The organism is Staphylococcus auricularis (assembly GCF_051172115.1).
Classification (GTDB): domain Bacteria; phylum Bacillota; class Bacilli; order Staphylococcales; family Staphylococcaceae; genus Staphylococcus; species Staphylococcus auricularis_A.
In genome coordinates this window covers 128,055-140,363 of sequence record NZ_JBPIZN010000003.1, presented here as the reverse complement: position 1 = coordinate 140,363, position 12,309 = coordinate 128,055, and the positions used below count along the sequence as shown (strand labels likewise).

General features: G+C 37.4%; 11 protein-coding genes. 6 read left to right on the top strand and 5 right to left on the bottom strand.

Annotated elements, in window-relative coordinates:
- Positions 1–154 precede the first annotated feature (154 nt).
- Complete coding sequence (gene mqo, locus ACSBRB_RS07120; protein WP_435032215.1) at positions 155–1,639, top strand: malate dehydrogenase (quinone); 1,485 nt, start codon at positions 155–157, stop codon at positions 1,637–1,639.
- An 83-nt stretch (positions 1,640–1,722) separates the two neighbouring features.
- Here mqo and ACSBRB_RS07115 read toward each other — a convergent pair whose 3' ends face one another.
- Both ACSBRB_RS07115 and ACSBRB_RS07110 read right to left on the bottom strand, forming a co-directional pair.
- Positions 1,723–3,105 carry a HAMP domain-containing sensor histidine kinase gene (locus ACSBRB_RS07115; protein WP_435032214.1) on the bottom strand — a complete coding sequence of 461 codons (1,383 nt, stop codon included), beginning with the start codon at positions 3,103–3,105 and terminating at the stop codon, positions 1,723–1,725.
- On the bottom strand, positions 3,098–3,775 hold the full coding sequence (locus tag ACSBRB_RS07110) for a response regulator transcription factor (RefSeq protein ID WP_435032213.1): 678 nt from the start codon (positions 3,773–3,775) through the stop codon (positions 3,098–3,100). The genes ACSBRB_RS07115 and ACSBRB_RS07110 overlap by 8 nt, the downstream gene beginning before the upstream one ends.
- 149 nt (positions 3,776–3,924) lie before the next feature.
- Here ACSBRB_RS07110 and ACSBRB_RS07105 point away from each other — a divergent pair, with 149 nt between their 5' ends.
- Positions 3,925–4,977: an ABC transporter permease gene (locus ACSBRB_RS07105; protein WP_435032211.1), complete on the top strand. Its 1,053-nt coding sequence runs from the start codon at positions 3,925–3,927 to the stop codon at positions 4,975–4,977.
- On the top strand, positions 4,977–5,645 hold the full coding sequence (locus ACSBRB_RS07100) for an ABC transporter ATP-binding protein (protein ID WP_435032210.1): 669 nt from the start codon (positions 4,977–4,979) through the stop codon (positions 5,643–5,645). The genes ACSBRB_RS07105 and ACSBRB_RS07100 overlap by 1 nt, the downstream gene beginning before the upstream one ends.
- Before the next feature lie 97 nt (positions 5,646–5,742).
- On the opposite strand, the gene ACSBRB_RS07095 is transcribed toward ACSBRB_RS07100, so the two are convergent.
- On the bottom strand, positions 5,743–6,693 hold the full coding sequence (locus tag ACSBRB_RS07095; RefSeq protein WP_435032208.1) for a YdcF family protein: 951 nt from the start codon (positions 6,691–6,693) through the stop codon (positions 5,743–5,745).
- 256 nt (positions 6,694–6,949) lie between these two features.
- On the opposite strand from ACSBRB_RS07095, the gene tcaA reads away from it, so the two are divergent.
- Positions 6,950–8,344, top strand: a complete 1,395-nt coding sequence (gene tcaA, locus ACSBRB_RS07090) for a membrane-associated protein TcaA (RefSeq protein WP_435032206.1) — start codon at positions 6,950–6,952, stop codon at positions 8,342–8,344.
- Between the two features lie 156 nt (positions 8,345–8,500).
- On the opposite strand, the gene ACSBRB_RS07085 is transcribed toward tcaA, so the two are convergent.
- On the bottom strand, positions 8,501–9,139 hold the full coding sequence (locus ACSBRB_RS07085) for a hypothetical protein (RefSeq protein ID WP_435032350.1): 639 nt from the start codon (positions 9,137–9,139) through the stop codon (positions 8,501–8,503).
- Positions 9,140–9,420: 281 nt separating this feature from the next.
- Between ACSBRB_RS07085 and ACSBRB_RS07080 the strand changes: the two genes are divergently transcribed.
- On the top strand, positions 9,421–10,323 hold the full coding sequence (locus ACSBRB_RS07080) for an alpha/beta hydrolase fold domain-containing protein (protein WP_435032205.1): 903 nt from the start codon (positions 9,421–9,423) through the stop codon (positions 10,321–10,323).
- A 133-nt stretch (positions 10,324–10,456) separates the two neighbouring features.
- On the opposite strand, the gene ACSBRB_RS07075 is transcribed toward ACSBRB_RS07080, so the two are convergent.
- On the bottom strand, positions 10,457–10,921 hold the full coding sequence (locus ACSBRB_RS07075) for a thioesterase family protein (RefSeq protein WP_435032204.1): 465 nt from the start codon (positions 10,919–10,921) through the stop codon (positions 10,457–10,459).
- Between the two features lie 329 nt (positions 10,922–11,250).
- On the opposite strand from ACSBRB_RS07075, the gene fni reads away from it, so the two are divergent.
- A complete protein-coding gene (gene fni, locus ACSBRB_RS07070) occupies positions 11,251–12,291 on the top strand; it encodes a type 2 isopentenyl-diphosphate Delta-isomerase (protein WP_435032203.1) in 1,041 nt (346 codons plus the stop codon).
- Positions 12,292–12,309: the final 18 nt, after the last annotated feature.

Here is a 12,309-nt window from a genome sequence, read left to right as displayed (position 1 = left end):
AAGTAGTTTTTTGCGAATCGTAGCTCTATAGAGTTTGATCAAAAATCGCTAGAGATTCTTTTGCAAAATCAAAGTATGACAATGGTTAAAGTCAATTATTTTATAATCGTATCACTGTCATTGTCTAACCGAAGTTGAAGGGAGTATTAATGTGATGCAAACACGACATAACAAGACGGATGTCATCTTGATTGGTGGCGGAATTATGAGTGCCACGTTAGGTACATTGCTACAAAAGTTAGCACCAGAGAAAGAAATTCGTATTTTTGAACGTTTATCAAAAGTAGCGGAAGAAAGTTCAAATGCGTGGAATAATGCAGGAACAGGTCACTCAGCTCTATGTGAATTAAACTATACGAAAGAACAAAGTGACGGTTCAGTTGATATTACGAAAGCAGTGAAAATCAATGAACAATTCCAAGTGTCTAAGCAGTTTTGGAACTTTTTAGTTAAACGAGGTGAAATTGAAGCACCTGAAAACTTTATTAGACCTGTACCTCACATGAGCTTTGTTCACGGGGCTAAAAATGTAAAATTCTTAAAAAAACGTGTCGAAGCGTTACGCAACAATATTTTATTCCAAAATATGGAACTGACAGATGATAAAGCGCAATTTGAAAAATGGGCACCGCTTATGATTGAAGGACGTCATGAGTCTAACATACCTATGGCGTTAAGTTACGATCAAACGGGTACAGATGTCAACTTCAGTGCGCTTACACAGAAATTATTCTCAAACTTAACTGAAAAACCGAATGTATATCCTAAGTTTAATCATGAAGTGCAGGACTTAACACAACAATCAGATCGCTCTTGGAATGTGAAAGTGAAAGACTTAACGACAGGAGAGGTCGATACCATCAATAGTGAATTTGTCTTTATTGGTGCAGGGGGCGCAAGCTTACCGTTATTACAAAAAACAGGTATTGAAGCGTCAAAACATATTGGTGGATTCCCAGTAAGCGGACTCTTCTTGAACTGTACGAATGAAGACATTGTGAAGCAGCACTGGGGTAAAGTTTACGGTAAAGCTTCTGTTGGTGCTCCACCGATGTCTGTGCCTCATTTAGATACGCGTTATATTGATGGCAAACGTATTTTACTATTCGGACCATTTGCAGGCTTCTCACCTAAGTTCTTAAAAACAGGTTCAAACATGGATTTAATTAAATCTGTGAAACCGAATAACCTTGTAACGATGTTAACTGCAGGTATTAAAGAAATGAATCTAACGAAATATTTAATTTCTCAACTCATGTTATCCCATGAACAACGCATCGAATCATTGAGAGAATTTATGCCGACTGCTCAAGCAGAGGATTGGGAAGTGGTCGTAGCAGGGCAACGTGTCCAAGTCATTAAAGATACGGATGATAGCAGAGGTACATTACAATTTGGTACTGAAGTAATTACGTCAGAAGACGGCTCACTATCTGCATTACTCGGTGCTTCACCAGGTGCGTCAACGGCAGTAGATATTATGTTAGATTTACTTCAACGTTGCTTTAAAGATGAATTCCCACAATGGGAAGCACAAGTGAAAGAGATGATTCCGTCATTTGGTCAAAAACTCTCTGACAACGAAGCGTTATATAACAAAGTGAACGAAGAAATTAAACAGAATTTGAAATTAAATTAACGATAAACACATAACTATTTAAAGCAGTGGTTCTAAAATAGAGAACCACTGCTTTTTTAATTGAGGTATGGAATCATATACTATTATGCATTAGAAGTAGAGTGCAAGGGTAGTTCAATCGTAAAGATTGTCCCTTCACCTATGGTACTCTCTACATGAATCTGTCCTTCGTGTAGTTCGATGATGGTTTTCGCAATCGCAAGGCCAAGTCCATTACTATGGTCATGACGACTTACTTTGTAAAAACGTTCAAAGAGGTGTTGTTGTGTTTCTGTAGTCATTCCTGGACCGTTATCTGCTATGCGACACGTAACGGTTTGTGCGTTCTGACCGAGTTCGACAGAAATCCAACCTTCGCGTGTGGAATATTTAATCGCGTTCGTAATAAAGTTTTGTAGTGCTTGATGTAACAAGCGTAAATTACCTTGGTAACGGACGGGCGCCAAATCAGATAGGATAACGATGTCTTTCTGATCCGCTGCAAATTGATTGTGTCGAATGATTTGAGTGAGTAACTGATCGAGTTGGACCTCATCTTCAAATTTTAAATGGTGCGCATTATCTAATTCAGCAAGTAATAGGAGTTCTTTCGTTAAATCACTGAGTTGAGATGTAACTTGGTATATTTCGTCGATATACTGCTCTCTTTTTGCTTGCGAAGTTGTACGTGTTAACTCATTCAACAAATGATGAATATGGGTGAGTGGGATCTTGATTTCATGAGAGACATTTTGTACAAAGTGTTGCCGCATATCATCGAGTTGTTTTAATGACACGCGCATAATGTCAAAATGACGTTGTAATATCCCTAATTCATCTTGTCTTGTGACCCGAATGGGTGTATCAAAATTGCCTTGCATCAAATGTTCTGTCGCTTTTTTGAGTTGCTGTACTGGTTTAATAATGGCATAGGTTGATGCGATGACAAGAATGATTGAAATTGTCAGTAATAAGATCAAAAGTACCGCTAAGAATATCCGAAATTCACTGAAGGTTTGCCCGATGTCAGGTCGCATAAAGACAGCGATTGTTTCGCCATTGTCGTAAAATGGCACACCTACTGTATTAGATGTCACATTATCAAAGAAGCCTGTGATGAAAGGTTCATAGGGTTGGTTTTTAATCCCGTGATAATCGTGACCGTCCAAGACTTGATTGATCGCTTCTGGCTTGATGTTGTCTTCTCTAAAATGTTCCCCATAAAACTTTTTATCTCCATCTTCAGATACTGTGAGAAGTTGGTAATTCATTTCTCCGAGATGTTCAAAATAATGTGTGAGTGATGGGATGTCATTTTGCTCCTGATATTGCTTCGCTTCCTGTAAAGTTCGAATGATTTTACTGTCATTCGATGGCTTCAAACTAAAGTGATAATATACGTTGGTTGCTAAAAAGCTGATGAGCGCACTGAGGAACATCACAGTAATCGTGTAAACTGCTATACGGCTATAGAGTGATTTAAACATGATTGGTTTCCACCTTATATCCTAAGCCTCTACAAGTATCAATCGTAATGTGTGCACCGAGTTGTTTGAGTCGTTGGCGTAAACGCTTGATGTGTACATCGACAGTACGTTCATCTCCCTCATAATCGAAGCCCCATACTTTTTCAATTAATGATTCACGACTATAAATTTGTTTTGGATGAGAAGCCATTAAGAATAACAGTTGAAATTCTTTATTAGGCAAGTTCATCGTTTTATGTCCGACACTCATTTCAAGGTAAGATTGATTTAACTGGACATTTCCAATATGTAGTTCGTCATTCGCGTTGATCTGATAGCATCGTAGTACTGCTCTGATACGGAAAATTAATTCTTCAACTTCAAATGGCTTAGTGAGATAATCATCTGTCCCTGTAATAAAAGCCTGCGATTTATCACTTAATGCATCACGTGCAGTCAACATGATCACGGGTAAGTCGAAATCTTCCTTTAAAATGCGGCAAAGTTCAAAGCCGTCTATGCCTTCCATCATGATATCGATAATCGCTATATCAATTTGATGTGTTTCTAAATAGTTTAAAGCTGCTTCGCCACTCGATTGCGTAATGGGATTGAGATGGTGTTTCTCTAAATGGTCAGCGACATAGTGCAATATTTTTGGATCATCATCCACGATTAAACAGGTTGGCATAACGTTTCCTCCTCATTGTCTATTTATTATATACACAAGCAGCGACTGAGCTCAAATTTTCATTTTAACTTTTTGTCGTCTTGTTCATATTCAGTTCACATTTTCTTTCTACACTGTGATTAACAAATGAAAGGAAGGACTGAATCACAATGAAATTAGCGTTAAAAGAAATGATGTTTTATAAATTGAGATATGTATTAATCATGTTCATCATTTTACTTCTAGGAGTGATGGTTGTATTCATAAGCGCATTGGCTCAAGGTCTTGCCCGTGAAAATGTCTCACTCTTTCAAGATATGAATGCAGATTACTATATTTTACAACAGAGTAAGCAACCCCAACTCCAAACGTCTCAATTATCTCATGAGCAGCAACAAGCGGTTGAACAAGTGACAGGCACTGAGGCAACGCAACTCTCATCTCAAGTCTTATTAACAACAGATAATGAAGAAGATATATTAATGATGCACACGGCGAAAAACCATCGACCTACGTTGAATGAAGGTCACTATCCTAGTCAAACAAATGAAGTAGCGATCAATGGAAAATTGACCGGTGATGGGTTAGCAGTCGGAGATACGATGAAATTGAAGAACGGTAAAACATTCAAAATCACAGGCATCTTGGATGATGCCATGTATGCCCATAGTTCAGTCGTTATGACGACGAAAAGAGGATTTGATGCAGCATCTAAAGAAAGAGCTACCTTTTACCCAGTCTCACAGCTGAGTACAGAACAACAACATCAAATTAATCAGATTGATGGTGTGAAAGTTTACGAGGAATCAGCTATTACGGATGAAATCCCAAGTTATCAAGCTGAACAAGCACCACTAAATATGATGATTGTCAGTTTATTTGTCATCTCAGCTATTGTGTTAAGCGCGTTTTTCTATGTTATCACAATCCAAAAAATGTCACAGATTGGCATCTTGAAAGCGATTGGTATGAAGACGAAACATCTACTTTTCTCACTCGTTGCACAGATATTAATGAGTACGTTATTGAGCATCGCGATCGCCATCGCATTGATTTATAGTCTTTCAATATTGATACCGGTATCCATGCCATTCCATCTTTCATTATCTAACGTGTTCATCGCATTGATTGTCTTCGTCATTGTAGCGTTAATCGGATCTGCACTGTCATTGATTAAATTATTCAAAGTAGATCCAATAGAAGCAATAGGAGGTTCAATGTAATGAGTTTAGCAGTTAACCATATTTATAAAAGTTTCGGGAAAGGCAGTTCAAAAACGGATGTATTAAACGATGTCAATTTACAGGTTAAAGAAGGGGAATTTGTCATTTTAAATGGCGCTTCAGGTTCAGGTAAAACGACATTGTTAACGATATTAGGTGGTTTATTGTCGCAAGATGAAGGAGCTATTTTATATCAAGATCAGCCATTATATGAAACGACGGGACGAATAGCAGCGACTCGATTAACCGAAATTGGCTTTATCTTCCAAGCGGCCCATCTCGTCCCTTATCTGACAGTCATGGAACAGCTAACGACGATAGGTAAAGAAGCGGGAATGAAACGTAAAGCAGCAACAGATCGTGCTGGACAGTTGTTATCACAAATTGGATTGTCCCATCGAATTGAAGCGTATCCTCACATGTTATCTGGAGGGGAACAACAACGTGTTGCGATTGCCAGAGCATTTATGAATGAGCCACAGATCATTTTAGCAGATGAGCCGACTGCAAGTTTAGATGCCGCTAGAGCTACAGAAGTAGTAGAAATGATTCGAGATCGCATTAAGTCTTCGAATCGAATCGGCATCATGATTACACATGATCGACGTTTGTTTGATTATGCGGATCGTGTGATTGAGTTAGAAGAAGGACGAATCGTGAGCGCTTAATTTGGATGAAAGACTTTCTGATTGTCAGTAAATAAAAACGCTATTGAGAGCGACGGTCTAAAGCGTCTTTCAATAGCGTTTATTTTATCGTATAAGTTTAAAAGAAATAAGGGACTATAAGCAAGTTGAAAATACTTCCTGCAAAAAGAAGTCCAAAGTAAATCGTAAGTAATAGTTTATATTCATACATCAACGCCAAAAAGTCACGGAGCAGTGAAATTTCGAGAAAATGGTAAGGCGTCTGACTTCCAATCCCTGCCATAGAAACACGTTCCATTTGGGCATAACGCAACGCACGTAAAATGTTGGGTTTGTCTTGATATTGTCTTTGGATAATGCGATGACTAAATTTTAAATTCTCATGTGTACTGACAGAGTTTGGCTCTCTTGTAATTTGTGAGGAAGGAAACCCATGTTCAATCAAATAATGTTGCATTGCTCTTGCTTCCGAGATCGGTTCATCCGGCCCTTGTCCACCTGAAACAAGGAGTTGTAATTCAGGGGTTTTATCATATAACGCGACTGCGATATCTAAGCGTCGCGCAAGTAATGGCGTGACACGTTCTGAAAAAATCCCTGCACCTAGAATGAGTAACAAATCAAAGTCAAAGGCGTTTCGTTGGTGGAGAAATCCTGAACACCAGATGCAGAAACTGATAAAGCTAAATAACATCGTAAATGTAATCGCACTCATCCATAAACCGAGCACATCGATAATCATTGGTCCATAAGCGACGTAGAGACCTGAAATCGTTAATAGCACCATGATGTAAACCATGTGGTATAACCGTTTCAAAAATAACCGACCTTGATGATCACTTAGAATATCCCGGTGTTTCAATTGGAGTAACACGACACCAATGAGCGATACAGCTATCAGCTCATAAGGGATTGAGCGGTCAAAAATGTGATAAAGTATGATGATAAAGCCGAGTAAGATATGTATCATAAAGACATTGATGTTGAGCAGATAAGTTTGTTTAAATAGGGCGCCTATAAATAATACAACCACCAACACACTTATCATAATAAATAGTATTTGCGTCATGGGTTCAGTAAGTTCCTTCCTAATTCATTTTGGGATGCTGGTATTTGGGAATTTCTATGTCCGTTAATCGTAAATTGCGATAATGCGTTATGAAATGACACGACCGTCTATATTGATATACAATAAAATTTAATTTAAGACCAAATAAGTATATCTTTACGAATAATGTCCGATTATAATGAAACTATATCATAGGTTTATCACAATTGAGTAATTTAGTGGGTAATGATATAGCGAGAGATAAAGAGGTGAGATCATGCAGAGACGTTCTAACAAGAAGGAGAAGGACACAAATTTCGAAAATCGACAACAGCCCCACGAAGCTAGACAGCACAACCTGACTTCTCATTCATCAGAAAGTACTCACTCTGACACAGAAGCAACGCAGCAACGATCTAATATATATCGTATTATCCCAATTGGTATTGCATTATTCATCATCATTTTACTATTACTGATTTTCTTTTTATTACGTAATTTTAATTCACCTGAAGCGCAAAGTAAATTATTAATCAATGCAATTGATAATAACGATACACAAAAGTTATCCAGTGTACTAAGCACGAAAAATAATACAGTAGGCAAAGATGAAGCGGCTGCCTATATTAACTATATTAAGCATGACGTAGGAATGAAGACGTTTCAACAAGATGTGTATGATGAAATAAAGCAGTTAAATGATCAGTCATCGAGCGTAAACGGATATATTAAAGGCAAGAATGGTGACAACATCTTAAAAATCACAAAAAATGGTACGCGCTATCTCTTTTTCGATAATATGAACTTTACCGCGCCTACCAAAGAAGCGATTATTAAGCCTGATATGACAGCAACATATGAATACAAAGCAGATGACCATAAGAAACAAGTGAAAGCTGAAAAAAATCATACCACTTCATTAGGTCGTTTTATTCCTGGGAATTATGAATTGAATGCGACTAAGGAAACATCTAATGGCACGTTTAATGGTCATATCAATTTCGACTTTGCAGAAAGTAATAAAGAAACGGTTGATGTGAAGGAACATTTTAATGAAGCATATGTCACTGTGAAGTTAGAAGGCGATCGTCACATTGATCATGGCACTGTTAAAGTGAAGGTTAACGGTAAGACATATGATTTTCAAAAAGGGAAAGCATATGGCCCATATCCAGATAACAAAAACATCACTGTGTCTGCATCAGGTCAAGCGAAGAAAAAAACATTTAACACCAATGAAACGACGCTAAAAACAGATAATATCAAAGAAGAAAACGAAGCAATGTTACATTTTGACGATAAAGAAATTAATGATTATGTAGCGAAAAAAGAAAAAGAGGAAAATAGTTTAAAAAATAAAGTGACACAATTCTTCAGTAAGTATACGTCAGCGATTAATTTAGCTCAAAGTAATGATGATTTCGGTCTCGTATCTGACTTTTTGAAAAAAGATAGCAGTCAGTATAAAGATGTAAAACAAGCGATTGAACAAGATCATTTTACGTGGTTACAGCCACCAGTTGTAACAGAGATCATTCGTCAAGGTCATCGGTACGATATTACTGCTGAAGGAATGAAGGCAAATGGCGAATATGGTGAGTTAAACTACCAATTGGAAGATGATGATACGTCAGAACAGGATTTGGTTTTAGTCCATGCAGAAGAACAGTGATTGAAATAAAAATGACAACACATGTGAAATCAGTGTGTAGTTAACGCATCAAAATAGCGTTATAAAATAAGATCCCCTTACAACGGTTGCTAACCAGCACTGTGTAAGGGGATTTCGTTTGATACGAATATAAACTTTTCAACATAATCCGACCGCTTATTCAACGCGACGGCGTCTATTTTTAAAGAATAGGCTGATGAATAGTAATGCGATGCTGCAACCGAGTAGGATGAGTGAATTATGAATCGCATCTGCTTCAGCCAATATCTGTTCAGGTTTGACCGTAATATAATAATTTGTCAGTTCATTTGAAATATGTGAGCTGATACGTTGGATAATCATTGAAAAGAAAAATGTGATGACGAGCATGATCGCTAGCGTAAAGATATTCAATGCTTTTAATGCCGTACGGTTAAAAATCGCAGTAATCACAGTAAATATAAGACTAATGATACAAGCGATGAAGAACACGTAAAATACGATGATTAAACGATCAATGCTTGTTTGTAATTGATCGATATCACTGAGATTAAAGTTTAACTCAGATGCCTGATTAATCGTATCTTGAAGCTTAGTCAGCTCTGTAAAATTAATCGGTTGATCTGCAAACACGAGATTGACGATGGGTTCGCGGTACATGCTGTAACCAGTAATTGCGACGAGCACAAATACGATGATTTGTATGATCAAACTAATCCATGAGCGCTTTTTCTTTCCAGTACGATTGCTGCGATACATGCGTTCTTGTTCGAATTGTTGTTCAAATTGAGGTGAAGGTTGCTGATTATTCATAATACTCCTTTCTATAGTTGCAAATATCAATAGAGCGCATCTCAATTAAGTTTGGACACATCCTAATTTAAAGCGACTAAATGATGAATTTTAAGTTGGGTCTGTTATAATGTGTATGAAAATGACTTAATCATTGGGATGTTGAATTAATAATCAATTGCAAGTATAGACATCGTTAATTGATAGATTTACCTTTATTATAACATATTGATAAGACTTACGATGAGACAACTTTATAGATCGCTACATGACTGACACAGAATTACGATAGGTGGGTGAATCAAATGAGGGAAAAATTATTAGGCAAATTTTTAGATCGTTATATTTTACCGAGTCGAACAATGAATTTTAAAGATGAGCAACGGTTCAATACCTTTGTAGATAAACAAGCAGCTAAAAATGATAAAAAACATAAACAACCTGAATCATTGAATGTTAAATCTAACTTAGAAAAAGAAGAATTGGATGGCATGCAGGTATTTCGTTTTAATTTTAGACATAGTACAGCTAAGAAGATTATATATATTCATGGTGGTTACAATATCCTACAACCTTCCGTCTTTCACTGGCGTTTTATGGACAAACTCGCACTGAGCATGCTTCATGAAATCGTGATGCCCATTTATCCGAAAACACCTACATATCATGTAGCAGAAACTTATGAGGCGTTAAATAAAATATATCAACAATTATTGAGTGAAGTGGAAAGTTCTGAAGATATCGTATTGATGGGAGATGGCTCAGGTGCTGCGCTGGCATTAGGCTTCACGCAACAACTCGTAGAGCAAGACCAACCTTTACCACGACAACTATATTTAATTTCACCCCTGTTAGATGCGACGTTATCTAATGAGCTGATTACGACAGAGCTCAAACAACAAGACATTTTAGTAAATACGCATTATACGACAAAAGTGATGGAAATATGGGCAGATGAGTTATCATTAGAAGATCCGAAGGTGTCACCGCTTAATGGACACATGATTGGCTTACCGCCGATATTCATATTTGGAGGCAGTCGAGAAATATATAATCCAGATATGCAAGTGCTAGCAGATATGTTGAAAGCGAAGTCGCTGGATGTACAATTTTTCGAATATAAGAAAATGATTCATAATTTCCCACTATTTCCAATTAGAGAATCACATAAAGCGTTGAATCAAATTTTATATTATTTAAATCACTAATGTTGGCAGACATTTTGCATACAAACCAAAAGACTTTGAACTTTTAACCGTTTATTGCGTAAAGTTCAAAGTCTTCTTTTAATGAGTGTAACGTTTCATGCAATGTTCTGCGTCTCATAGTGAAACATATGATTTATGATATGCTAATGCGATGTCCGAGTTGTTTAGGCCAATCAACTTGTGGTTGTGCTTGATAGGCCTGTTCAAGTTGTGTAAAAAAGGATTTTGGAAATGGAGCAGTCTGATTGGTTGAGCGGTCAATACCAATCATCATAACTTCGTTAGTTGCTGCTAGGGTGTCATCATCTTTATAAAGCATGAGGAAAAAGTGAATACGTTTTTCATCATAATCATAGATATAGACATGAATATTAAAGTGGTCTTCTTTTGCTAACTCAGATAGATAACTCGTATGTGCTTCTGCTGTAAACACTGTATAATTGAGCTGGTCTCGCTTAGCTAACGACAGGCCATGCTGATAGTGAAATTCATTAATCGCTTGACCGAATACGATGTTGTAATCTGAATCGTGCATATGACTGTTATGATCAATCATATCTTCTGTAACTTGATGCTGTGTGATAAATGGATACTGCATGGGTTCGACCTCCAATGTCTCATATTTGTAGATATCATAGCATATTATCTGCGTTTTTATGATAAAATAGAACCGTTGCACATTAAACGGCTTGAAAAAATGCGCATTGATGGATCAGGTATCTCAATGTTTCATAGGTGAGTTACATCTATAACATCACGTTATGCTATAATAACTGACGTGAAATTGTTCGATTCATGGATTGTCGTGTATAGCGCATTATATCTCATGTGAATATGAGTTTTAATATTAAGGAAGAAAAAGAGTAACTAGATCGCGTTAATCAGTATTTATGACGCGTGTGAAACAGTAATGAAAGTAGGAACAATATGAGTGATGAAATGAGAGAACGACGTAAAAATGAACACGTTGAAATAGCGATGGCTCAACAGGACGCAAAGATCTCAGATTTTGATCGATTGCGCTTTGTCCATTATTCTATGCCTTCCATCGATGTCTCAGACGTCCAATTAAAAAGTGAACTCGATGATTTTACGTTGTCATCACCAATTTATATCAATGCGATGACAGGGGGGAGCGACTGGACGAAGCAAATTAATGAAAAGTTAGCAGTAATTGCGAGAGAAGCAGGGCTAGCCATGGCAGTCGGTTCTACCCACGCCGCATTGCGCAACCCGAATCAGCGTGATTCATTTAAAATCGTACGTGAAACACATCCTGAAGGCATCATCTTTAGTAATGTTGGGGCAGACGTACCTGTAGATAAAGCAGTCGAAGCGGTGGAATTACTCGATGCACAAGCCCTTCAAGTCCATGTTAATGCACCTCAAGAACTGGTGATGCCAGAAGGAAATCGTACATTTTCTGCTTGGAAATCCAATCTGGAAAAAATTGTTAAACAAGTTCATGTGCCTGTCATCGTCAAAGAAGTCGGTTTTGGTATGAGCCAAGCCTTTATCGACGATTTATATGAATTAGGTGTGAAGCATGTTGACGTCAGCGGCCGGGGAGGTACGAACTTTGTCGATATTGAAAATGAGCGCCGTGCATTAAAAGATATGTCTTATCTTTCACAATGGGGGCAAAGTACAGTAGAATCCTTATTAGAAAGTAAGCATGCCCAATCCTATATGATGGTCTTTGCAAGTGGGGGCGTCCGCACACCTCTAGATGCCATCAAATGTTTAGCGTTAGGTGCCAAAGCAGTTGGCATGTCACGTCCATTCCTAAATCAATTAGAAAATAAAGGTATTACGGCGACGCTCGAATATGTAGAACAGTTTCATGAGCAAATGACACATATTATGACGATGTTGAATGCGAAAACCATCACTGAATTGTCTGAGGTACCTCTCATATATGATCTCCAATTACAAAATTGGATTGCACAACGTCATTTAGATATATAAGAAAGAAAAAGGTTCGAA

Coding starts and splice junctions, on each gene's coding strand:
- mqo (WP_435032215.1), top strand. CDS start 155: ATGCAAACACGACATAACAAGACGGATGTCATCTTGATTGGTGGCGGA.
- ACSBRB_RS07105 (WP_435032211.1), top strand. CDS start 3,925: ATGAAATTAGCGTTAAAAGAAATGATGTTTTATAAATTGAGATATGTA.
- fni (WP_435032203.1), top strand. CDS start 11,251: ATGAGTGATGAAATGAGAGAACGACGTAAAAATGAACACGTTGAAATA.
- ACSBRB_RS07110 (WP_435032213.1), bottom strand. CDS start 3,775: ATGCCAACCTGTTTAATCGTGGATGATGATCCAAAAATATTGCACTAT.
- ACSBRB_RS07080 (WP_435032205.1), top strand. CDS start 9,421: ATGAGGGAAAAATTATTAGGCAAATTTTTAGATCGTTATATTTTACCG.
- tcaA (WP_435032206.1), top strand. CDS start 6,950: ATGCAGAGACGTTCTAACAAGAAGGAGAAGGACACAAATTTCGAAAAT.
- ACSBRB_RS07100 (WP_435032210.1), top strand. CDS start 4,977: ATGAGTTTAGCAGTTAACCATATTTATAAAAGTTTCGGGAAAGGCAGT.
- ACSBRB_RS07095 (WP_435032208.1), bottom strand. CDS start 6,693: ATGACGCAAATACTATTTATTATGATAAGTGTGTTGGTGGTTGTATTA.
- ACSBRB_RS07075 (WP_435032204.1), bottom strand. CDS start 10,921: ATGCAGTATCCATTTATCACACAGCATCAAGTTACAGAAGATATGATT.
- ACSBRB_RS07115 (WP_435032214.1), bottom strand. CDS start 3,105: ATGTTTAAATCACTCTATAGCCGTATAGCAGTTTACACGATTACTGTG.